Genomic DNA, 22,861 nt, shown 5'->3' on the forward strand with positions numbered 1-22,861 from the left:
CGCTGGGCGATTCAGTCCCGCACGATCGCGTCTTCGCTCGGCTTCGCCGGAGGTCCCCCTGATCGCGAGCCGGCCGCCAGGCAACTGCGAAGCGGTGCTTCGATCGGCCGCAGTACGCGCTGCAAAACACAGCGCTGGCCTCAGCCACCGCAGCGACCACGCGATGACCTGGGGACGCGATCGCGTCCGAGGGCAGGTTCGAGCTTGCGAGCACCTGATCGCTCGGCGATGGGGCGATGCCGGCGATCGGCTGCGGTCCTCGACGATGGAGGGCACCAAGGGTCCGAAGGAGGAGAGGAGTGCAATAAACAGGACATAACCTGATCAGATGCAGGCTGGTGAGTTGCGGGGGATCTTGCGAGGGCGGGATTTCCGGCGGCTTTACGGGACGCGGCTTGCCTCGCAGTTGACGGACGGCGTGTTCCAGGTGGCGCTCGCCGGATACGTGTTCTTCTCGCCCGAGCGGCAGGCGACGGCGGCCAAGGCGGCGGCCGCGTTCGCGGTGACGCTGCTGCCCTACTCGGCGCTCGGGCCCTTCGCCGGGGTGTTCATCGACCGGTGGCGGCGGCGGCAGATCCTCGTGTGGACGCCGGTGCTGCGCGCGCTGCTCGTGCTGATCGTCGCCGGGCTCGTGGCGGGCGGGCAGGACGGGCTCGGCTTCTTCCTCGGGGTGCTCGTCGTGCTGGGCGTGAACCGCTTCTTCCTCGCGGCGCTGTCCGCGGCGCTCCCGCACGTCGTGCGACGCGACCAGTTGGTCACGGCGAACGCGTTCAGTGTCACGTCCGGGACGATCATCGCGTTCGCCGGCGCGGGCGTCGGCTACGGGTTCCGGCGGGTGTTCGGTGCGGGGCACGACGGGACGGCGCTGATCCTCGTGGTCGCGGCGGCGCTGTTCCTGCTGGCCGGACTGATCGCGACGACCCTTCCGAAGGGCCTGCTCGGCCCCCACGGGGCGGCGGAGGACGTCACCACTGCGGCGGAGGTGTCGCAGGCGCCCCGGGCCGTCGAGGCGATCCGGGGGGTTCTGGGCGGGCTTGTGGACGGGGGGCGGCATATCGCGCGGCGGCCGCAGGCGGCGCTGGCGCTCGGTGCGATCTCGTTTCACCGGTTCCTGTACGGCGTCGTTCTGATCATGACGCTGCTGCTGTGCCGGAACCACTTCGCCGGCGATCCCGACCGGGGGCTGGAGACGTTCGCGCTGATGCTGGGGGTGTCCGGCGCCGGGTACTTCGCGGCGGCGCTGATCACGCCGCCGGTGGTGCGGCGGATCAGCAAGCAGGCGTGGGTGGCGTGGCAGCTCGGCGGGGCCGCGCTGAGCCTGCTCGTCCTCGGCATGCCGTTCGCGGAGCGTCCCTGGGCGGTCGGCGCCTTCCTGCTCGGCGTCGTGTCGCAGGGCGTGAAGTTGTGCGTCGACACGACGCTGCAGGAGACGATCGACGACGCCTACAGGGGGCGGGTCTTCGCCGTCTACGACATGCTGTTCAACGCGACGTTCGCCGCTGCCGCCGCCGCTGCCGCGACCTGGCTGCCCTCGGACGGGCGCGCCGACCTCACCCTCCTCGCGGTGATCGTGGCCTACGCAGCGGGCGCCGTGGCCTACCGGACGGCCGCCTCCCGCACGCAACGGCCCGCGCACGCCCTGCGTTAGAGCGACTCCGCTATGGCGTGCATGGCGGCGGCGATGTGGTGGACCTCGTCTTCCGTGCACACGTACGGCGGCATCGTGTAGACGAGCCGGCCGAAGGGCCGCAGCCAGACACCGTGCGCCATGGCGATCTCCTGGACGTCCAGGACGTCCACCGGCTCGCGCGCCTCCATCACGCCGATCGCGCCGAGGACGCGGACGTCCGCCACCCCGGGGAGCTCCGCGACGCCGTCGAGCTCGCTGGTCAGGACCGCCTCGATGGTGTCGACCTCGTCCCGCCAGTCGCGCGAGAGCAGCAGGTCGATGGACGCGGACGCGACCGCGGCGGCCAGCGGGTTGGCCATGTAGGTGGGCCCGTGCATCAGGACGCCCGCCTCGCCGGAGGTGATGCCGTGGGCGACGCGGTCGGTGCACAGCGTCGCGGCCATCGTCATGTAGCCGCCGGTCAGCGCCTTGCCGAGGCACATGATGTCGGGGACGACCTCGGCGTGGTCGCAGCCCCACAGCTCGCCCGTCCGGCCGAACCCGGTGGCGATCTCGTCCAGGATCAGCAGCAGTCCGTGCTCGTCGGCGATGTCGCGGAGGGCGCGCAGGTACTCGGGGGCGTAGAAGCGCATGCCGCCGGCGCCCTGGACGATCGGTTCCGCGATGATCCCGGCGAGCTCGTCCGCGTGCTTCGCGGCCAGATCCGCCAGCTCGTCCAGGTACGCCTCGTCGGGTTCGGTGGCGTAGCCCAGCGGGGGCGGGGACGCGAAGACGTGCTGGGTGAGGGCGTCGGTGAACATGTGGTGCATCCCGTTCACCGGGTCGCAGACGGCCATGTCGCCGAACGTGTCGCCGTGGTAGCCGCCCCGGACGGTGAGGAGCCGGCGCCGTTCCGGACGCCCCTGCGACCGCCAGAACTGCAGCGCCATCTTGATCGCGACCTCGACCCCGACGGACCCGGAGTCGGCGAAGAACACCTTGGTCAGCGGCTCGGGAGAGATCTCGACGAGCCGCTCGGCGAGCCGGACGGCGGGCGGGTGCGTGAGCCCGCCGAACATGACGTGCGCCATCTTGCCGAGCTGCCCGGTGACGGCCGCGTTCAGCTTCGGGTGGTTGTAGCCGTGCACGGCCGCCCACCAGGAGGACATTCCGTCGATCAGCTCGGTGCCGTCCGCGAGGGTCAGCCGCACCCCGTCCGCCGACACGACCGGCAGCGCGGGCGCCGTCGCCGGCATCGGCGCGTACGGGTGCCAGATGTGCTCCCGGTCGAACTCCAGCATCCGCTCGGTCTCCCGGGGGCTCATCCGCCCCAGCTGCAACGGGATCACTTGCCGTCCTCCTCACGGCCGGACGTGGTGCCGATGCCCTCGGCGGCGGCCCAGCGGCGCAGTTCGTCGGCGGCGGCCTCCTTGCCGATCATGCCGCGGTCCAGGCGGAGTTCGAGGAGGAAGCCGTAGGCGCGGCCGACGAGGGGCCCGGGGGTGATGCCGAGGATCTCCTGGATCTCGTTGCCGTCGATCTCCGGGCGGATCGCGGCCAGCTCCTCCTCCTCCGCCAGCCGTCCGATCCGCACCTCCAGGTCGTCGTAGGTGCGGCGCAGCCGGTCGGCCTTGCGCTTGTTGCGGGTGGTGCAGTCGGCGCGGGTCAGCTTGTGCAGGCGGTTGAGGAGCGGCCCGGCGTCGCGCACGTACCGGCGGACGGCCGAGTCGGTCCACTCGCCGGTCCCGTAGCCGTGGAAGCGCAGGTGCAGCTCCACGAGGCGGGACACGTCGGAGATGACGTCCTTCGGGTAGCGCAGCGCGGTCAGCCGCTTGCGGGCCATCTTCGCGCCCACGACCTCGTGGTGGTGGAAGGAGACCCGGCCGCCCGTCTCGAACCGGCGGGTCTTGGGCTTGCCGATGTCGTGCAGCAGCGCCGCGAGCCGCAGGACGAGGTCGGGGCCGCCCTCCTCCTGCGCGATCGCCTGCTCCAGGACGATCAGCGAGTGCTCGTAGACGTCCTTGTGCCGGTGGTGCTCGTCGATCTCCAGCCGCAGCCTGGGCAGCTCGGGCAGGACGTGCGCGGCGAGGCCGGTCTCGACCAGCAGTGCCAGGCCCTCCCGCGGGTACCGGCCGCAGAGCAGCTTGGACAGCTCGTCCCGGACCCGCTCGGCCGACACGATCTCGATGCGGCCCGCCATGTCCTTCATCGCGCGCACGACGTCGGGCGCGACGGTGAAGCCGAGCTGGGAGGCGAACCGGGCGGCGCGCATCATCCGCAGCGGGTCGTCGCTGAAGGAGTCCTCCGGCCGGCCGGGCGTCCGCAGCACCTTGCGCTGCAGGTCGGTGAGGCCGCCGAACGGGTCGACGAAGTCGTGCCCGGGCAGCCGCGCCGCCATCGCGTTGACGGCGAAGTCGCGGCGGCGCAGGTCCTCCACGAGGGACGTCCCGTAGGACACCTCCGGCTTGCGGGACTTCGGGTCGTAGGACTCGCTGCGATAGGTGGTGATCTCCAGCTCGACGCCGTCCTTGCGCAGGCCGACCGTGCCGAAGTCGATGCCGATCGTCCAGTGCGCGTCCGCCCAGCCGCGGATGATCTCCAGGGTGCGCTCGGGCGGGGCGTCGGTGGTCAGGTCGACGTCCTTGGTCGGACGGCGCAGCAGCGCGTCCCGGACGGGCCCGCCGACCAGCGCCAGCTCGTGACCGGCCGCCGCGAACCGGGCGCCGAGGTCGTCGGCGACGGGCGCGATCCCGCGCAGCAGCTCGGCGATCGCGGTACGCCGCGAGGACTCTGGGGTCACGTTCTGGTCTGGCACGGCCATCGAGCGTATTTCCTTGGTTGACGGGCTGACAAAGGACTTTCTGGCGAGCGCCGGGGCCCGCACGGGAGTCCTTTCGGGGCCGAAGAAGGACGGGGCCCTTCACACGCCCCGTTCCCCGGGTTACGTTTCGGGCACCCCGACGACGCCCTGCGCGACCCGGTGAGCCTCCCGTACCGACAACGGTAGCGGGATCCAAAAGGGCCACGGTCCGCCGCACGTGCGGTTGAGGTGCGTCGCATGGGTTCGCGTGCCGCGCGGCAGGGATGAGACCTGCCGTTCCGGGTATGTGGGGGTCTCCCCCCGCAGTGTGCGACGCACGGGGCCGTAGGGAAACCAGATCCGGGGGTGAGCGGGGTCGCCCCCCGCGGGATGGAGCCGAACATGAAGGACGCTCTCACCATCCACCGCGCGCTTCTCGGTTGGGAGACGGCGCACGAGATCGTGCGGCTGCGCCTAGCGATGTCCCGGGCCGACGAACTGCCCAGGGCGCTCGGCCTGCCGCCGGAGCGGTGCCTGGTGACCCGCGTCTACTCCTGCGACGGCGCCCACCACGGCCGCCCCTTCCTTGCCGGCGCGATCGTCCCGGCAGGCCGGCGGCCGTCCACCGAGGCGGTGCGGCTGGGCGTGGGGGCCCGCGGTGTCCGTCCCGCCCACGCGGACGTGGTCAACGCCGTCACCGAGTACGCCGCGGGCCTGGTCTGCCCGCTGCTCCTGCCGGAGTCGATGCCGCTGCTGATCGACCGCGGCCTCGTGGACGGGCTCCACGCCCACGGCGTCGTCTACACCGCGACCGGCGAGGCGTCCACGGCGCTCGGCATCAAGGCCAGCGCGCTGTACTCCCTCTGTCACCCGAAACCCGTCGACCTGCTGGCCCCGCTCAGCGCCGCGTCCGCCCCGGGGCGGGACCACGTGACGACCTGACCCGCGCGCCCGGCGTTGCCCGGCGGGCGGGTGCACCGGGCAACGCCATGAACACCGACGGACTACCATCGGGGCCGTGGTGCGGGAAAACGACGCCCGCCGTCCTCGGCCTGTCCTCGCGCCGCCGGACGGGTTCTGGACGGGCACGGCGTGAGGGCGGACACGGCGTGAAAGCGGTCGGACGCGCGTTGGCGCTGGCCGCGCTGCTGCCCTGTCTCACGATGGCGGCCTCCCCGGCCATGGCGTCCCCCGCCGGGGTCCGGGCTCGGACCCCCGCGAAGGCCCCTGCCGGCGCCCCCGCCGCGGCCCAGGCACGCGCGCAGGTGGCGCTCGCGCTCACCAAGGTCACGCCGAAGACCCTCACCGCGAAATCCAACATCGAGATTTCCGGTGCGGCGCGCAACCGCACCGGCCACGCGCTGGCCGGCCTCACCCTGCGGCTGCGCTACAGCGCCCAGCCCATGACCAGCCGGAGCCAGCTCGACCAGCTCGCGTCCGGGCAGCAGACCGCGCTGCCCAACGTCGCCCCGCAGCAGCAGTCGCTCGCGCAGGCGACCCGGCCCGGCGTGACCCAGGGCTGGAGCTTCCGGACCACCGCGCAGCAGCTGGGCCTGCGCGCCCCCGCCGCCACCCCCGGCGTGTACCCGATGCGCGTCGAGGTGCTGAACTCCGCGCAGCAGGTCGTCGGCGGCCTGACGACCTTCCTGACGCTGATGCCGAAGCAGCGGAGCTTCAAGCCGGTGGCGGTCGGCTGGGTCCTGCCGCTGATCGACCGGATGCACCGTGCCAACGACCGCACCTTCATCGACGACGAGCTCACCAAGGAGCTGTCGCCCGGCGGCCGGCTCCACCGGCTCGTGGAGGCCGCCGCCACCACCGGCACGCCGGTCACGTGGGCGATCGACCCGGCGCTGCTGGACGACGTGCGGCAGATGGCGTCGGGCGACTACTACGTCAAGGCGCCCGGAGCCGCCAAGGGCGTCCGGAAGGAGAAGAGCAAGGTCGCGGCGACGTGGCTGACGTCGCTCAAGACCGCTTCCAAGGGCGACCCCTACTTCGTCCTCCCCTACGGCGACCCCGACGTCACGGCCCTGGTCCGGCGCAAGGCGACCCGCGACATCGGCGTCGCCTTCGACGCGCGCAACACCGGCTTCGTGGCGCAGCTCCTCGGCCGCCAGCCCGACGCGCACGTCGCCTGGCCGGCGTCCGGCGTCGGCGGGCCCGGCACGCTCGAACAGCTCGCCAGGTACGCCCTGAAGGACGGCGGGTCGTTCCTGATGAGCAGCTCCCAGTTCGAGAACCCCGCGACGGGCGCGCAGCCGAACGCGACCACCGCGCTCCAGACGCACCTGGGCGCCAAGAAGGCCCTCCTTTACGACCAGACGGTCACCCAGATCCTCGACGACGGGTCGCGGTCCGCCTCCCGGGCGCTGATGAGCGAGCAGCGCTTCCTCGCCGAGACCGCGATGATCGCGGCGGAGGCGCCGAGCGTCCAGCGCACCGTCGTCGTCGCCCCCGACCGGCTGTGGGACCCCTCCGACGGGCTCGCCAAGAACCTGCTCACCTACACCAAGGCCGCGTCCTGGATCCGCGAGGTGCCGCTGCGGTCGGTCGAGTCGGCCCAGCCGCAGGACCGCGCCTTCCACGGCTACTCCGACGACTACGAGAAGTTCGAGCTGGGCGACGTCCACCTGGACCAGACCCGGGCGATCGCGAAGCGCGCGGCGACGTTCCAGGCCGTGATGACCGGCCCGGTGAAGATCTCCTACGAGCGCGCCGTGCTGCGGCTGGAGTCGGTCGGCTGGCGGACGTCGCCGAGCCGCGCCAAGCGGGCCCGCAAGGAGCTGGAGGACGAGCTCAGGAACGACATGCACCGGGTCCGAGTCGTCCCCCCGAAGAACAGGCGCGTGCTGATGGGGGGCAGCTCGGGCAAGCTGCCCGTCCTGGTCGAGAACACGCTGAGCGACCAGTCGGTGAAGGTCCGGCTCGTCGTGACCTCGGAGAACTCCGCCAAGCTCAAGCTCGGCGAGCTGGAGCCCGACGACGCGGTGATCGAGCTCGGGCCCGGGGAGCGGGCCCAGCGGTGGATCCCGGCGCAGGCGGCCGGGAACGGCAACTTCGGCGTCCGCCTCGATCTGCAGATTCCCGGCGCGGGCGGCCGGACGTACGGTGACGGCGAGACCATCACGGTCACCACGACCGGATACGGGCGGCTCGCCCTGCTCATCACGGGCGGCGGACTTGCCGTACTCTTCGTGGGCGTCGGAGTGCGGGCCATCAGAGCGAGGCGCCGCCGGAAAGCGGAGGCAGCCGGTGACGGGTCGACCGGAATGGGATCGACAGGGACAGGGGAACCAGGGGGCGGGCTCCCCGGGCCCGGGTTCCCAGGGCCCGGGATACCCTCCGCCGAATACTCCGGGGCGCCCGGGACGGGGCTACCCGCCGCAGGGCGACCCCCAGGGGTACCCGCCGGGCCCGCCGCCCCAGGGCCCCCCGCCTCAGGGACCGCGCCCGCAGGGGCCGATCCCGCAGGGCCGGCGGCCGGGCCCGCAGACTCCTGGCCCGAGGACCCCGCCGCAGTACCCGGGCCCGCCGCCGACGGGCCGGCCGCCGGGCGCGGGGAACATCGCCGCCGAGACGGTGGTTGACATCCCCCTCCCCGGCGGGAGCGCCCCGGACGCCGACACCACGATCGTGGACACGCCTCCGAAGCAGGACGGCAAGGGCTCGTCCGGCATCCTGAAGTCCGGCGCGATCATGGCGGTGGGGACCCTCGCGTCCCGCATCACCGGCTTCCTGCGCACCGCCGTCATCGTCGCCGCGCTCGGCACCGGGCTGGTCGCCAACGCCTACAACACCGCCAACACCATCCCCAACCAGATCTACGACCTGCTGCTCGGCGGCATCCTCACCAGCGTCATCGTCCCGCTGCTGGTGCGGGCCAAGCAGCGCGACCGGGCCGCCGGGGAGCAGTACGAGCAGCGCGTGTTCACCCTCGCGGTGATCGGGCTCGCCGTCCTCACCGTCGTGGCGGTGCTGCTCGCGCCGCTGTTCATCGACGTCCTTGCGGGCAGCTACACCGGCGACCAGCGCGCCGTCGCCGTCCTGTTCGCACGGTTCTTCCTGCCCCAGCTGTTCTTCTACGGCGTCGGCGCGTTCGCCGGGGCCGTGCTCAACACGCGCGGCAGCTTCGGCGCGCCGATGTGGGCGCCGGTCCTGAACAACATCGTCGTGATCGCGGTCGGCGGCGCGTTCCTCGCGATCACCACCGGCCGCGTCGACCCGTCCACCATCTCCGACCAGCAGCTCATGCTGCTGTCCGTCGGCACGACAGGCGGGATCGTCCTGCAGACGGTCGCGCTGTGGCCGTCGCTGCGCCGCGTCGGGTTCCGGTGGCGGCCCCGGCTGGACTTCCGCCGCGGCGAGCTCGGCGAGGTCGGGCGGATGGCCGGCTGGACGCTGCTGTACGTCGTCGCCACCCAGGTCGCGCTCGCCGTCGTCACCGCGCTGACGAACCGGGCCGGCAAGCTCGCCTTCGACCAGGGGCTCGGCGAGGGCTACGGGTACACCCCGTACTTCAACGCCTACCAGCTCTTCCAGCTCCCCTACGCGATCGTCGGGGTGTCGGTGATCACCGCGCTGCTGCCGCGGATGAGCCGGTTCGCCGCCGAGGGCAAGACCGCCGACGTGCGCGCCGCGTTCTCCAGCGGGCTGCGGCTCTCCTCGGTGATCATCATGCCGGCGGCGGCGCTGATGCTGGTGCTCGGACCGGAGATCACCACCGTGCTCTTCGCGCACGGCAACACCACCGCCGCCGACGCCCTGGTGATCGCGCGGGTCATGCAGATGTTCGCGCTCGCGCTCGTCCCGTTCTCCGTCTACCAGCTGATGCTGCGGGTCTTCTACGCCCACGGCGACACCCGGACGCCCGCCCTGGTCGGCCTCGTCGTCACCACCGCCAACATCATCATGGCGTTCACCGCCTACAACGTCCTCGACGTCAAGTGGATCGTGGTCGGCATCGCGGGCGGGTTCGCCGTCACCAACCTGGTCGGGACGATCACCTGCTGGCTGGTGCTGCGCCGCAAGCTCGGCGGCATCGACGGCCGCCGCATCGTCGGCGGCCATCTCAAGCTGCTCGTCGCGATCTGGCCGCTGATCGGGTTCGCCTACGCCGCGCACACGATCGCGGACGCCCTGGGCGGCACCGACACGATGCTGCCCGCACTGGCCACCCTGGTCGCCGGGTCCCTCGGCGGCGGGCTGCTGTACGTGCTGTTCGCCAAGCTGATGCGCGTGGAGGAGATCCAGACGACCATCGCCACGTTCGCACGCCGGCTGCCGGGACGCGCAAAGTAAAAAAGGACGCGCGGCGATAAGGCGGCCACTCGCGCGAGTAACCACTACCATGTGGGGGACTACGGCCTGCGGGGCGACACCCTGGGGAACGCAAAGAGGAGGGTCGGAGGCGTAAGCTGCCACGCCACGAACATGGGATCTGACCACCTGTGCAGGACGTTGCCGTGAGCACGTCAGTCATCGAGCCCGGCACCCGACTCGCCGGCCGCTACAGGCTCGAGGAGCGCATCAGCGACTCGGGCGGCTCGTCGCTCTGGAAGGCCATCGACGAGATCCTCGCGCGGGCGGTCGCCGTCCGCACCTTCGACCCCGAGTTCCCCCGGATCGCCGAGGCGGTCACGTCGGCGCGGTCGGCCAGCAGGCTGACCGACCCCCGCCTGACCCAGGTGTTCGACGCCGACGACTCGGGGGAGAGCGCCTACATCGTCAGTGAATGGGTCGCCGGCGAGCCCCTGGAGGGCATGCTCTCCAAGGCCCCGCTGGAGCCGGGCCGCGCCGCGACGCTGCTGTACGAGGCGTCCGAGGCGATCTCCGCCGCGCACGCCGCCGGGCTCTCGCACCTCTGCCTCACCCCCCGCGACCTGGTCTGGACGACGGGCGGCACCGTCAAGATCCTCGGCGTCGCCACGGACGCGGTCCTGTGCGACCGCAGCTCCGACGACTCCGCCGCCGAGGACGTCCGCGGCCTCGGCCGGATGCTGTACGCGGCGCTCACCGCCCACTGGCCCGGCGACGAGGACGGCTCCGCGCTGCCCGCCGCGCCCGCGTCCGACGGCGTCCCGCACGCGCCCCGCCAGGTCCAGGCCGGCATCTCGCACGGGGTCGACTCGATCGTCTGCCGCTGCCTCGGCATCGGCACGGGCGAGCCGCTCGCGACCCCCGCCGACCTCGCCAAGGCGCTGCGCGGCGTCCCGCGCACCCCGCTGCCGCTGTTCGCCGGGCTCGGCAACGCCCCGCCGGCGTCCCCGCGGCAGACGCCGCCGAGGCGCCCCGCGCCCCAGCAGGCGCCGCCGACGCAGCCGCACCGGCAGCCCGCGCCCGAGCCGCCCGCGGCCTCGCACGTCCCGCCGCCGCGTGCGCGCGCCCAGCGGCACGCCTCCCCGCCTCCACCGCCGTCCACCTCCACCCGCACGACGCCCGCGCACAGCCACGGCGGCCCCAAGCGGCCGGCCAACCCCGCCCTGATCGGCATCGCGGCGGCCGCGCTGACCGTCATCGTCGGGCTCGGCGCCTGGGCGCTGTCCGGCACCGGCGGCGACGACGACCCCAAGGGCGGCGGCGCCACCGACAACTCCCAGACGAGCGCGCCGCCCAAGCCGTCCGTCGCGAAGCTCGCCCCGCAGGGCGTCTCGCCCGCCGAACGCCCCGTGGGCGGCCACGTCGACGGCGCGATCGGCAAGAACCTCGCGTCCGTCATCGACGGCAAGCCCAGCGGCTCCTGGGAGACCCAGAGCTACGCCGACTCCGACTTCGGCCGCTACTCCAAGGGCCTCGGCGTCCTGCTCGACATGGGCAAGCCCGTCAAGGTCGCCAACGTGAAGGTCTACTCCCCGGTGAGCGGCGGGGTGCTGCAGGTCCGCGTCGGCGACTCGCAGTCCCCGACCGACCTGAAGCGCGTCGGGGAGCAGGCCCCCAACGGCGGCGAGGTGGCCTTCGCCGCGAACCCGCAGGCCACAGGCCGGTACGTGCTCGTCTGGTTCACCAAGCTGCCCGGCGGGCCGTTCAAGGGGCGGCTCGGCGAGATCGCCGTCTACGGGGCGGCCGGCTGATCACGTTCCGGCAGGGGGCCGATGTGAGCTGTGACGTGGAGCGGCGCATGTCTGTATCGTGCCTGTGAGCAGTTTGTCCCCTCGCCCCCCAGGATCACGTGGTGCCTACCTCAGCAGCCGGTCGCGGATGCCCGGCGCCGGCCGGGCGTCCCGAACGAGAAAGCGGTCGCTCATGACGTCGGTGAGCATGCCTCGCGTAGGCGAAGTACCCGACAAGGAGCTCCTCGCCCGGCACGCACAGGGGGATCCGCACGCCTTCGCCGAACTCGTGCACCGCCACCGCGACCGCATGTGGGCGGTCGCGCTGCGCACGCTGGGCGACCCGGAGGAGGCGGCGGACGCGCTGCAGGACGCGTGCCTCTCGGCCTTCCGCGCCGCCGGACGGTTCCGCGGGGACGCCGCCGTCACCACCTGGCTGCACCGCATCGTGGTGAACGCCTGCCTCGACCGCGTCCGGCGCAAGTCCGTCCGTCCCGCGACGCCGATGGGCGACGACGCGACGTTCGACGCCGTCGCGCCCAAGATGCCCGACCCGACCGACGCGCACGGCGTCTCCCTCGACGTCCGCACCGCCCTGGAGCAGCTTCCGTACGAGCAGCGGGCCGCCCTCGTCCTCGTCGACATGATGGGCTACTCCGTCGACGACGCCGCGCAGGTCATGGAGGTTCCGCCCGGAACGATCAAGAGCCGGTGCGCGCGGGGCCGCGCCCGGCTCGCGCCCCTTCTCGTCCACCACCGGAACCGACGCGAGCCCAGGAACGTCGGAGGTGTGGAAGGAGGTGGCATGCCCAAGTGAACCCCGCGCACCTTGACTACGACGTCTTGGCCGACCTGGCCGAGGGACTTCTCGAAGACGACGAAGCCGCCTCCGTCAACGCACACCTCGAAACCTGCGCCGATTGCCGTGACCTGTCCGCCGACCTTGCGGACGTCTCCCGGATCCTGGCGGAGGCCCCGGTGCCGTCCATGCCCGCCGAACTGGCCGAACGCATCGACACCGCCATCGCGGCGGAGTCGATGCACACCGCCACCGTGGCGAGCCTGGAGCAACGGCGCGGAAGGCGGCATTGGCGGATACTGTCGGCGGCCGCGGCGACGGTGGTCGTGCTCGGCGGCGGAGCGACGGTCGGCAAGATCGCGATGGACGGCGCGAGCAGCAGCGACAGCGCGGCACGGCACCCGGCCCCGCACCGCTCCCTGACCGATCCCGGCTCGGGCTCGGGGGTGCCGAAGGTGGCTCCCGGAGAACCCGCGCCCACGTTCAAGGTCGCCCAGAGCGGCACCGACTACCGGTCGGGCACGCTGGGCGATCAGGTCGGCGGCATCGTGACGGGCGAGCAGAAGATGCGCTCGGAGGCCGCCGCGCCCGACCCGCGGCTCCGCGGCTGCGTCACCGGCGTCGCCGGCGAGCAGTCGCTTCTGCTCGTCGACCAGGCGAAATACGAGGGACAGCCCGCGATCATCATCGCGGTGAACGGCGACCGGCCGGGCAAGCGGAACATCTGGGTCGTCGGACCGGACTGCTCCCCGCAGGCCCATCACCTGCTGAAGCAGCTGAAGAACGCCTGACCGCCAAGCCCTGACCGGGCGCCCGTATATCTGAAGGCCATGGACGGCCGACCCCGTCCATGGCCTCTCACATGGCACATGGGCTGCCCGAGACGTCCTGCTCTCTATGGGACGCCCGGACTTCCTGCGAAGTTCGTCGAGCAGCGGCAGTAGTGCCGGGCTTCTCGGCGGTTGCGGCGACCGGGGCGCGTCGTCAGAGGGAGGCGAGGAAGTCGAGGGCCGTCGTCCAGGCCCGCTCGGCCGCCTCGGCGTCGTGGTCGGGCAGGTCCGGGTCGGTGAACAGGTGGCCCGCACCGCGGTAGCGGAACACCTCCACGTCAGCGCCCGCCTTGCGCATCTGCAGGTACCACGCGTTGAGCCAGTCGACGGGCTCCCAGGTGTCGGGATCGGCGACGTGCAGCTGCACCGGGATGTCGGTGGACGCGTCCTCCGCGATGTCGGACGTGCCGTGCATCAGCAGCAGCCCGGCCGCCTTGTCGTCGGCGAACGCGAGGTTCTGGGCAATGGATCCGCCGAGCGAGAACCCCGCGTAGACGAGCCCGCCCTCCCCGGTGAGCGGCGCGGCCGCCACGACGGCGCGGCGCAGCAGCTCGTCCCGCCCGATCTCGTCCTTGATCTCGATCCCGGCCTCCGCGTCGTCGACGACGCGCCCGTCGTAGAGGTCGGGGGTGTGCACCTCGTGCCCGGCGGCACGGAGCCGGTCGGCCGCCTGGTGCACCGCGGGCCGGAGCCCGTACATCGAGTGGAGGAGGAGAATGCGTGCCATGGGCCACAGCCTAGAGCGCCGCCCGGACCCTCGTGCCGCTGGTGGGCGGCCCGGCGCCGCGTACCGGGGAATCAGCGGGCCCTAGGATCGGTTGACGCGACTGTGAGGCCGGCTCGGAGCGGCACCGACGGCCAACGAGGAGAGGCAAGAACTGTGAGCGACGTCCGTAACGTCATCATCATCGGCTCCGGTCCTGCGGGCTACACGGCCGCCGTCTACGCGGCCCGCGGTGACCTGAAGCCGCTGGTGTTCGAGGGTTCGGTGACGGCCGGCGGTGCGCTGATGAACACCACCGACGTGGAGAACTTCCCCGGCTTCCCCGACGGCATCATGGGCCCCGACCTGATGGACAACCTGCGCAAGCAGGCCGAGCGCTTCGGCGCCGAGCTCATCACCGACGACGTCACCGAGGTCGACCTGACCGCCGACCCGAAGGTCGTCAAGGTCGGCGACGAGACCTACCTCGCCAAGACCGTGATCGTCGCGACCGGCTCCGGATACCGCGAGCTGGGGCTGCCGGACGAGAAGCGGCTGTCCGGCCGCGGCGTCTCCTGGTGCGCCACCTGTGACGGGTTCTTCTTCCGCGAGCAGGACATCGCCGTCGTCGGCGGCGGCGACACCGCGATGGAGGAGGCGATCTTCCTGACCAAGTTCGCTCGCTCGGTGACCGTGGTGCACCGGCGGGACGAGCTGCGCGCGTCCAAGATCATGCAGGACCGGGCGTTCGCCAACGAGAAGATCAAGTTCCTGTGGGACAGCGAGATCGCCGCGATCCACGGCGACGACCGGGTGACCGGCGTGACGGTCCGCAACACCAGGACCGGCGCGGAGTCCGCCCTGGAGATCACCGGGCTGTTCATCGCGATCGGCCACGACCCGCGCAGCGACCTGTTCGCCGGGCAGCTGGAGACCGACACCGACGGCTACCTGCTGGTCGACGCACCCACGACGCGGACGAAGATCCCCGGCGTGTTCGCCTGCGGCGACGTGGTCGACCACATCTACCGGCAGGCCATCACCGCCGCGGGCAGCGGCTGCTCGGCCGCCATCGACGCCGAGCGCTGGCTGCAGGACCAGGACGCCGCCGAGACCGTCCCGCAAGCCTGACCGCCCCACCGGCCTTGCGACGCCGGCCCGGCGGACGCCGGGCCGAAGCCGTCGCGGTGGGCTGCACGGGCGGGGGAGCGTCCCCGCCCGCACGCGAGAACCGAAGGAGACCGATGAAAGCCGTGACCGACGCCGACTTCGCGTCCGAGGTCCTGGAGAGCGACAAGCCCGTTCTCGTCGACTTCTGGGCGGAATGGTGCGGCCCCTGCCGGATGGTGGCGCCGATCCTGGAGGAGATCTCCAAGGAGCACGGCGACAAGCTCCAGATCGTCAAGCTGAACATCGACGAGAACCCGCAGGTTCCGCAGCAGTACGGCGTCATGCAGATCCCGACGATGAACGTCTACAAGGGCGGAGAGGTCGTCAAGCAGATCATGGGCGCCAAGCCGAAGGCGGCCCTGCTGAGGGATCTCGCCGAGTTCATCTGAGCCTTCTCCGAACCGCCTCCCGTCTCCCGCGGCGAGCGCGAAACGCGTGGCCCGTACCTCCGAACCCGGAGTGCGGGCCACGCGCCGTTCAGAGGGCCTCAGACGGGCCGTAGCGCCCCTTCTGGTGTCATGGAGCCCAGGAGCCGCTCCAGCGCCACCTCGACGTCCTCACGCCACGACAGCGCCGACTTCAGCTCCAGCCGCAGCCGCGGGTACCGGTGGTGCGGCCGGACGGTCTTGAACCCGACCGACAGCAGGTAGTCGGCGGGCACCATGCACCCGCCCTCCTCGCCCTTCAGGTCGCCGAACGCCTCGATCGCCTTCACGGCGCGCCGCGTCAGGTCCTTCGCGACTCCCTGGACGAGCATCCGGCCGATGCCGCCGCCCGAGAACTCCGGCAGGATGTGCGCCGTCATGAGCAGCACCGCGTCCGCGCTCACCGGGCTCGTCGGGAACGCCACCGAACGCGGCACGTACAGCGGCGGGGCGTACATGACGAACCCCGCCGGGACGTCGTCCACGTAGACGATCTTGCCGCAGCTGCCCCACTCCAGGAGGGTGGAGGAGACCCACGCCTCCTTCTCCAGGCCCGCGTCGCCGCTCTCCTGAGCCCGGTCCCGGCTCACCGGGTCCAGCTCCCAGAACACGCAGCCGCGGCAGCGGTGCGGCAGATCATCGAGATTGTCGAGCGTGATGTTGACGAGACGACGCGACACCGGGTCGGCACCCCCTGCTGCGATCCTCGCCCGCCGGCCTGGGACCCGTGGCGGCGGAAGTTCCCGGCAACCATCCGGGACCCGCGGGCATCGTATCGGACAGGAGTTTCCCCAATGCCGCGGCACGCCACACCCACGCGTCTCGCCGCGGTGGTCATGACGTAGTTTGCAGGGAAGCCGAATCGCCTCGGAGGTGGCCTCGTGGAACAGCACTCGCGTACGGATGCCTATGCCGATCGCTACGCCGCCCGTGCCGCCGGCATGGTGCCGTCGGAGATCCGGGCCCTGTTCGCGATGGTCGCCCGCCCCGAGGTGGTCTCGCTCGCGGGCGGCGCGCCCTACGTCTCGGCGCTCCCCCTCGACGCCGTCGGGCGGATGATCGGCGAACTCGTCGCCGGCAAGGGCGCCGAGGCCCTCCAGTACGGCTCCGCCCAGGGCGACGAGCAGCTCCGCGAGCACATCTGCGAGGTCATGTCCCTGGAGGGCGTCCAGGCGTCCGCGGAGGACGTCGTCGTCACCGTCGGCGCGCAGCAGGCGCTCGACCTCATTACGAAGATCTTCGTCGACCCCGGCGACGTCGTCGTCGCGGAGGCCCCGTCCTACGTGGGCGCGCTCGGCACCTTCGCCGCCTACCAGGCCGACGTGGTGCACGTGCCGCTGGACGAGGGCGGCCTCGTGCCGTCCGCGCTGCGCGAGACGCTCTCCCGCCTCCGCGCCCAGGGACGCCGCGTCAAGTTCCTCTACACCGTCCCGACCTTCCAGAACCCCGCGGGCGTCACTCTCACCACGGCCCGCCGCGCCCAGATCCTGGAGATCTGCGCCGAGTACGACGTGCTGATCATCGAGGACAACCCGTACGGGCTCCTCGGCTTCGACGGCGAGCCCATGCGGGCCCTGCGCGCGGACGACGCCGACCGCGTCATCTACCTCGGCTCGTTCTCGAAGACGATCGCCTCCGGGCTCCGCGTCGGCTGGGTGCTGGCGCCGCACGCGGTGCGGGCGAAGCTCGTGCTAGCCGCCGAGTCCGCGATCCTGTGCCCGTCGAACTTCTCGCAGCTCGCCGTCCGCGAGTACCTCACCACCCAGCCGTGGCGGGAGCAGATCAAGGACTTCCGCGAGCTGTACCGGACGCGCCGTGACGCGCTGCTGGAGTCCCTTGACCAACTCATGCCCGACGGTTGCACCTGGACGCACCCCGCCGGCGGCTTCTTCGTCTGGCTCACCCTCCCCGAGGGGCTGGACGCCAAGGCGATGGCCCCCCGCGCGATCGCCGAGCGCGTCGCCTACGTCCCCGGTACCGGCTTCTACGCGGACGGCACCGGCCATCGGCACATGCGCCTGTCCTACTGCTTCCCCGAGCCGCACCGGATCCGCGAGGGCGTCCGCCGGCTGGCCGGAGTGGTGGAACAGGAGATCCGTCTCCGGGACACTTTCGGGACCACCAGCGGCGGCGCGTCCACCGGCGTCCAGACGCCGGGCCCGGGCATCGTCTGACTTGTTTCACGTGAAACGGGAGTCATCTTGGAACTCGGGCATGTCGTCGTTCTCGCCGGAGGGCTCTCCTACGAGCGGGAGGTCTCGCTCCGCTCCGGACGACGCGTCGCCGACGCGCTGCGTGCCCGCGACATCCCGGTCGAACTCCGCGACGCCGACGCGACACTCCTGGACTCCCTGACCGACGACCCGCCGGACGTCGTCTTCCCCGTCCTGCACGGCGCGGCGGGGGAGGACGGCTCGATCCGCGACGTCCTCGAACTCCTGGACGTCCCCTATGTCGGCGCCCGTCCGGACGCATGTCGTGTCGTCTGGGACAAGCCGACCGCCAAGTCCGTCGTGCGACGCGCGGGCCTGCGGACGCCCGACTCCGTCGCCCTGCCGAAGGAGGTCTTCCACGACCTCGGCGCGGCGTCCGTCCTCGACCAGATCGTCCGCGGCCTCGGGCTCCCGCTGTTCGTGAAGCCGACCCGCGGCGGCTCGGCCCTCGGCGCCTCCGTCGTCCACGAGGCGTCCGACCTGTCCGCCGCCATGGTCGGCTGCTTCGCCTACGGCGACGCCGCCCTCGTCGAGCGCTACATCGGCGGCACCGAGGTCGCGGTCAGCGTCATCGATCTCGACGGCGCCCCGACCGCCCTGCCCGCCGTCGAGATCATCGCCCCCGGCGGCCGCTACGACTACACGGCCCGCTACGACGCCGGCGACACCGAGTTCATCACCCCGGCCCGCCTCACCCCCGAAGCGACCGCCCGTGCCGCCGCCGCCGCCATCACCGCCCACCGCGCCCTCGGCCTACGCGACCTCTCCCGCACCGACCTCATCGTCTCCCCCGACGGCGAGGTCCACTTCCTGGAGGTCAACGTCGCCCCCGGCATGACGGAAACCAGCCTCCTCCCCCGAGCCATCAGCGTCGCCGACCTGGACCTGGGCGAAGTCTGCGAATCCCTCCTCCGCTCCCATCTCCGCTGACCCCGTCCCGCACACCGGCCTCAACCTGAGCCTGCGCGGTCGATGGCGACCGGCCACGACGATCTCTCGACCCGACCTTTACTCCTACAGGGCACAAGCCACGGCCCAGCAAACCTGACCGAACTCGAACCCGCAGGGCGGCAGGGCACCGCCCCCCGACGACACCAGAAGCCCCCTCCTCACAGGGGGCCGAAGTTCGCCGCGCACCAAGGCCAGCAAACCGCCACATACGTAACGGCTCGCAGGACAGTCCCGCCCTCGTTTCACGTGAAACAGCGCAGCCCTCGCATGCGGCCAACCCGCCGATGCTCGCGACGATCGAGGGGGCCGACCAGTCGACGCTCAGCGCCGGGGCGTCGAAGGCTGCGGCAAGGAAGAGCCTGGAGAAGGTCGTCAGCTCCCTTGGAGTACGGGAGTGGTCTACGGCCCCGGTCGCTGACGCGCTGGACGCGGTGCCCCGGTCGACGTGCTCGTCGAGTACACCAGCGCCGCAGCGGTCGAGGAGAACGTTTGGACTGCGGTGCGCACCGGGGCGCACGTAGCGCTCGGCTTCAGCAGCTTGCCCGCCGACCAGTATGTCGAGTTCGATCAGACGGCCCGCGACCCCGACGTGGGTGTGATCGCGGCGGGCAGCTTCTCTTCGATGGCGGCGGCTCTGATCCGGGCGGCCGCGATGGCGCCGAACATCCGGGCCAATGGGAGATTATCGACCACGCCAGCGCGACCAAGCAGGACGCGCCTCTACTCCTCGGCGACCGCCTTCACCCGTCAGACGAGAGTTGAGGAGCGCAAAGCGGGCTTCTCCGAACACATCGGCGCGTGTTCTGCGCCCGCCAGGCGCCGGCGGCCCTCGTCTACGGGCACCACCCGCAACATGCAGGGCCCGTCCCGCTCCCCAGTTCCCGCTTCACGGCCGCAGCGCGTGAAGGGTACGTCCACATAGCGAAGGCTCTGGGAGGTGCGTCCACGGGCACATGGTCAAGGCAATCCATGGGGACGGCTGGGGCGTCATGCGCCGCCTGCGCCCGGACCCGTGGGCCACAGGTAGGCAGGTTTCACGTGAAACTTGCCCACCAGACTTTGAGGCACCAACATTGCGGCCGTGCCGCGCGGGGCCGCCCGGCTTACCAGGACGGGGACAAGAAGCGACTGCGCCAGCCCCGCACGTCCACCCCTACCGCGCCGCGAGGCTCCGAGCGGCTGCCCTTTGCCAACCGCATGGGCGGCTGCGATGGCTGTCTCTCCTCAACCGCGGGAGCGGGCCGACTCCTGGCCGTCCAGAGCACCGGCGTGCCCGCGCAGCCCGCCTGTTCTGCCCGTGTCCTGTCCGGTCAGACACCGCCGCCAGGAGACCACCGAACGTGGCAGATAAAGGCGGTCGACGACTTCGGCGGCCAGCAGAGGCTTGATGACGCTGGCGGATGGCCGCATCTGCCATCACGCTGCTCACGCGCAAGGGGTGGGAGCCGAGCTTTGCCACGTGCTCACGGGGACCGCCAGCCACGTCGCCCGCGCCACCGAGCCCCACAAGTCGGGGGGCCGGGGATCCATGCCGCCGGTTTGCGGGGGATCCTCCTTCAGTCGGCGTTCAAAACGCGAGACCCTCAGTTTCACGTGAAACACGCTCCTCGTATGGCGGGGGCCGGAGCGCCTACCGGAGCTGGGCTGTGGAACTGCCGTCCTCTGGAAACGTGGTCATGATCTTGGTGATGGTTGACCAGTTTCTTGATCTGGCGTTTGGTCGGCTCAACGGCCGACCTTGGCCGCTGGGGGATCCCAGCAGTGGCCGCAGGGGCGCCCACTGCGCGCCGCTCAGATAGACGGCCCCCCGGACCCCCGGACGCCAGCCGGCGGTCAGCCCGCCAGCCGCGCGAGGGTTTTCGCGAGCGAGTCCCGCTGACGACCTGACCGGCCCCCGCGCCGTCCGCGCCGAACGGGGTGTCGCACCGGGAACTCCACTGGGTCCGGCCTCGCCATACCGGCACGTTTGGTGGGAGGTCGGGCAGACGGTGGCCACCGCGTCTGGTGAGGCTGGGCATGGCAAGGCGGCCGTCGCTATCCCGACCCGGTCGATTCTGCCGGCAGGCAGAGTAGGCCAGAGAGGCGCGGCCTCGCAGTAGGCGTTCCGCCATGGGCCGGACTTGCTCAGGACGGATCCTCTTCCCTGCGGGAGAGCTCCCTCGCCGGGTGGAGGATGTTTCACGGGAAACGTGGGGGCGGGAACGAGAAGCGCCCCGGAGCCTTGAGGGTCCGGGGCGCTCTGGGTGGGCGGGCTCTAGGAGTCGTCTGCTCCGTTGTCGTCGGGGGCCATGGACTTGATGATGCGGTCCAGGTCCTCCAGGGTGGCGAACTCGACGACGATCTTGCCCTTGTTGCGGCCCATGTCGACGCGGACCTTGGTCTCGTAGCGGTCGGAGAGCCGGTCGGCCAGTTCCCTGAGGCCGGGGGCGACCGGCTGCTTGCGGCGGCCCTGGCGCGGCGCCTTCGGCTCGTCCTCGACCTCGCGGAGCGCGATCATCTCTTCGAGTGCACGGACGGAGAGGCCCTCCTGGACGATCCGCTGCGCCACGTGCTCCTGGGCCTCGACGCTGTCGAGGGAGAGCAGCGCGCGGGCGTGGCCGGCGGACAGCACTCCCGCCGCCACCCGGCGCTGGACGGCGGGCGGCAGGTTCAGCAGGCGTAGCGTGTTGGTGATGTGCGGTCGCGACCGGCCGATCCGGGTGGCGAGCTGCTCGTGGGTGGCGCCGAAGTCCTGCAGCAGTTGCTGGTACGCGGCCGCCTCCTCCAGCGGGTTGAGCTGCTGCCGGTGGAGGTTCTCCATGAGCGCGTCGCGGAGCAGGTCGTTGTCGCCGGTGTCGCGGACGATCGCCGGGATGACGTCCAGCCCGGCCATCTTCGACGCGCGCCAGCGACGCTCGCCCATGATGAGCTCGTAGTCGTGCTCCTCCGCGGAGGATTTGCGGACGACGATCGGCTGCAGCAGCCCGACGATGCCGATCGACTCGGCGAGCTCCTCCAGGGCCTGATCGTCGAAGTGCTCGCGGGGCTGGCGCGGGTTGACCGTGATGGAGCGGACGGGCAGTTCCGCGAAATGGGCTCCGGCGACCGGTTCGAGCGGCGATGCGGGAGCGGCCGTGCCGTCCGAGACGGGACCGCCGGGGTATCCCGGCTCTCCCGCGCCGTTCGGCTCGGCGGACGTGGGCGGGGCGGTGGGAATGAGGGCACCGAGGCCCCTGCCCAGTCCGCGTCGCTGCTGGCTCACTGGACAGCTCCTCCGTGGGCCATCTCCGAGGCGGCCTCGCTGTAGGCGAGGGCGCCGCTCGAACCGGGGTCGTAGGTCATGACGGACTGTCCGTAGCTGGGCGCTTCGGACACCCGGACGCTGCGGGGGATCACCGTGTTGAGGACGACGTCGCCGAAGTGGGTCCGGACGTCCTCGGCGACCTGCGCGGCGAGGCGGGTCCGGGCGTCGTACATCGTCAGCAGGATGGTCGACACCCTCAGCTTCTGGTTGAGGTGCGCCTTCACGAGGTCGACGGTCCTGATCAGCTGGCCGAGGCCCTCCAGGGCGTAGTACTCGCACTGGATCGGGATGAGCAGCTCGTCGCCGCCGACCAGGGCGTTCACGGTGAGCAGGCCGAGCGACGGCGGGCAGTCGATCAGCACGTAGTCGAACTTCTCGATGTCGTAGGCGTCCAGCGCACGCTGGAGGCGCGATTCGCGGGCCACCTTCGAGACGAGTTCGATCTCCGCGCCGGCGAGGTTGAGCGTGGCCGGCGCGCAGAAGAGATTGGGGATCTCGGGCGCCGGGACGATGATGTCGGCGAGCGCCATGTCCTCGATCAGCACGTCGTAGATCGACGGGACCTCGGCGTGGTGCTCGACGCCGAGGGCGGTGGACGCGTTGCCCTGCGGGTCGAGGTCGACCACCAGCACCTGCGCGCCATGCATGGCGAGGGAGGCGGCGATGTTCACCGAGCTGGTGGTCTTGCCGACGCCTCCCTTCTGGTTGGCGATGGTGATGACCCGGCATCGGTCGGGTCGCGGCCACTCCCGTTCCCTGCGGCCCGCCATCGCCTTGAGCGCGGTGACGGCTGTTTCATGTGAAACCTTGGCGTCCCGCAGCGCCTCTCGCACGAGTTCTGACTCCCCCTGAGTTGGTCCGGTGCGCGAGCCCGGCGGCTGCGCGCCGGCGTTCGTCGGCACATAGCCGACGTTCTCCGCCGTACCGGACGTCGTGTTACCCCACATCGCGTGCCCGGAGGGAGCGGTGCCCGGCGATGATCCCGGGTCCGGCCGCGTCCCCCCGGAGGCGGGCGCCGGGGCGCCCTCG

Annotated in this window: 18 protein-coding genes; 12 read left to right on the top strand and 6 right to left on the bottom strand. The window is 71.7% G+C overall.

Going from position 1 to position 22,861, the window contains the following annotated elements; all coding sequences use genetic code 11:
* The first annotated feature begins 328 nt into the window (after window positions 1-328).
* Complete coding sequence (locus BJ999_RS00585) at window positions 329-1,648, top strand: MFS transporter (protein ID WP_179831422.1); 1,320 nt, start codon at window positions 329-331, stop codon at window positions 1,646-1,648.
* On the opposite strand, the gene BJ999_RS00590 is transcribed toward BJ999_RS00585, so the two are convergent.
* Both BJ999_RS00590 and BJ999_RS00595 read right to left on the bottom strand, forming a co-directional pair.
* Window positions 1,645-2,958 carry an adenosylmethionine--8-amino-7-oxononanoate transaminase gene (locus BJ999_RS00590; protein WP_229810070.1) on the bottom strand — a complete coding sequence of 438 codons (1,314 nt, stop codon included), beginning with the start codon at window positions 2,956-2,958 and terminating at the stop codon, window positions 1,645-1,647. The genes BJ999_RS00585 and BJ999_RS00590 overlap by 4 nt on opposite strands.
* Complete coding sequence (locus BJ999_RS00595; RefSeq protein WP_179831423.1) at window positions 2,955-4,430, bottom strand: CCA tRNA nucleotidyltransferase; 1,476 nt, start codon at window positions 4,428-4,430, stop codon at window positions 2,955-2,957. The genes BJ999_RS00590 and BJ999_RS00595 overlap by 4 nt, the downstream gene beginning before the upstream one ends.
* A gap of 381 nt (window positions 4,431-4,811) precedes the next feature.
* On the opposite strand from BJ999_RS00595, the gene BJ999_RS00600 reads away from it, so the two are divergent.
* The 6 genes from BJ999_RS00600 (at window position 4,812) to BJ999_RS00625 (ending at window position 13,048) form a co-directional block, all read left to right on the top strand.
* Entirely contained in the window at window positions 4,812-5,351 is a 540-nt protein-coding gene (locus BJ999_RS00600) for an aminoacyl-tRNA deacylase (RefSeq protein ID WP_179831424.1), read from the top strand.
* 167 nt (window positions 5,352-5,518) lie between these two features.
* Window positions 5,519-7,999: a DUF6049 family protein gene (locus BJ999_RS00605; RefSeq protein WP_179831425.1), complete on the top strand. Its 2,481-nt coding sequence runs from the start codon at window positions 5,519-5,521 to the stop codon at window positions 7,997-7,999.
* Window positions 7,992-9,710, top strand: coding sequence for a murein biosynthesis integral membrane protein MurJ (gene murJ, locus BJ999_RS00610; protein ID WP_229810089.1), 1,719 nt, complete (start codon window positions 7,992-7,994; stop codon window positions 9,708-9,710). Before BJ999_RS00605 ends, murJ begins: the two co-directional genes overlap by 8 nt.
* Window positions 9,711-9,874: 164 nt before the next feature.
* A complete protein-coding gene (locus tag BJ999_RS00615) occupies window positions 9,875-11,479 on the top strand; it encodes a protein kinase family protein (RefSeq protein WP_179831426.1) in 1,605 nt (534 codons plus the stop codon).
* A gap of 187 nt (window positions 11,480-11,666) precedes the next feature.
* Window positions 11,667-12,275, top strand: coding sequence for an RNA polymerase sigma factor SigM (gene sigM, locus BJ999_RS00620; RefSeq protein WP_229810071.1), 609 nt, complete (start codon window positions 11,667-11,669; stop codon window positions 12,273-12,275).
* Entirely contained in the window at window positions 12,272-13,048 is a 777-nt protein-coding gene (locus BJ999_RS00625; RefSeq protein ID WP_179831428.1) for an anti-sigma factor family protein, read from the top strand. Before sigM ends, BJ999_RS00625 begins: the two co-directional genes overlap by 4 nt.
* 193 nt (window positions 13,049-13,241) lie before the next feature.
* Here BJ999_RS00625 and BJ999_RS00630 read toward each other — a convergent pair whose 3' ends face one another.
* Entirely contained in the window at window positions 13,242-13,814 is a 573-nt protein-coding gene (locus BJ999_RS00630; RefSeq protein ID WP_179831429.1) for a dienelactone hydrolase family protein, read from the bottom strand.
* Between the two features lie 153 nt (window positions 13,815-13,967).
* Between BJ999_RS00630 and trxB the strand changes: the two genes are divergently transcribed.
* Window positions 13,968-14,921 carry a thioredoxin-disulfide reductase gene (trxB, locus tag BJ999_RS00635; protein ID WP_179831430.1) on the top strand — a complete coding sequence of 318 codons (954 nt, stop codon included), beginning with the start codon at window positions 13,968-13,970 and terminating at the stop codon, window positions 14,919-14,921.
* Window positions 14,922-15,034: 113 nt separating this feature from the next.
* Window positions 15,035-15,349 carry a thioredoxin gene (trxA, locus tag BJ999_RS00640; RefSeq protein ID WP_179831431.1) on the top strand — a complete coding sequence of 105 codons (315 nt, stop codon included), beginning with the start codon at window positions 15,035-15,037 and terminating at the stop codon, window positions 15,347-15,349.
* Window positions 15,350-15,447: 98 nt separating this feature from the next.
* On the opposite strand, the gene BJ999_RS00645 is transcribed toward trxA, so the two are convergent.
* Complete coding sequence (locus BJ999_RS00645; RefSeq protein ID WP_179831432.1) at window positions 15,448-16,065, bottom strand: GNAT family N-acetyltransferase; 618 nt, start codon at window positions 16,063-16,065, stop codon at window positions 15,448-15,450.
* A 261-nt stretch (window positions 16,066-16,326) separates the two neighbouring features.
* Between BJ999_RS00645 and BJ999_RS00650 the strand changes: the two genes are divergently transcribed.
* The 3 genes from BJ999_RS00650 to BJ999_RS00660 all read left to right on the top strand — a co-directional run bounded on the left by BJ999_RS00650 (window position 16,327) and on the right by BJ999_RS00660 (window position 19,471).
* Window positions 16,327-17,559: an aminotransferase-like domain-containing protein gene (locus BJ999_RS00650; RefSeq protein ID WP_179838252.1), complete on the top strand. Its 1,233-nt coding sequence runs from the start codon at window positions 16,327-16,329 to the stop codon at window positions 17,557-17,559.
* Between the two features lie 24 nt (window positions 17,560-17,583).
* Window positions 17,584-18,528: a D-alanine--D-alanine ligase family protein gene (locus BJ999_RS00655; RefSeq protein ID WP_179838253.1), complete on the top strand. Its 945-nt coding sequence runs from the start codon at window positions 17,584-17,586 to the stop codon at window positions 18,526-18,528.
* A gap of 466 nt (window positions 18,529-18,994) precedes the next feature.
* Entirely contained in the window at window positions 18,995-19,471 is a 477-nt protein-coding gene (locus BJ999_RS00660; RefSeq protein ID WP_179831433.1) for a hypothetical protein, read from the top strand.
* Between the two features lie 1,332 nt (window positions 19,472-20,803).
* On the opposite strand, the gene BJ999_RS00665 is transcribed toward BJ999_RS00660, so the two are convergent.
* Window positions 20,804-21,790, bottom strand: a complete 987-nt coding sequence (locus tag BJ999_RS00665; RefSeq protein ID WP_179831434.1) for a ParB/RepB/Spo0J family partition protein — start codon at window positions 21,788-21,790, stop codon at window positions 20,804-20,806.
* The gene (locus tag BJ999_RS00670) at window positions 21,787-22,602 is read right to left on the bottom strand and encodes a ParA family protein (protein WP_179838254.1); all 816 of its coding nucleotides are present in this window, start codon (window positions 22,600-22,602) and stop codon (window positions 21,787-21,789) included. Before BJ999_RS00670 ends, BJ999_RS00665 begins: the two co-directional genes overlap by 4 nt.
* Between the last annotated feature and the right edge of the window lie 259 nt (window positions 22,603-22,861).

The sequence above is a fragment of the Actinomadura citrea genome, assembly GCF_013409045.1.
Taxonomy (GTDB): domain Bacteria; phylum Actinomycetota; class Actinomycetes; order Streptosporangiales; family Streptosporangiaceae; genus Spirillospora; species Spirillospora citrea.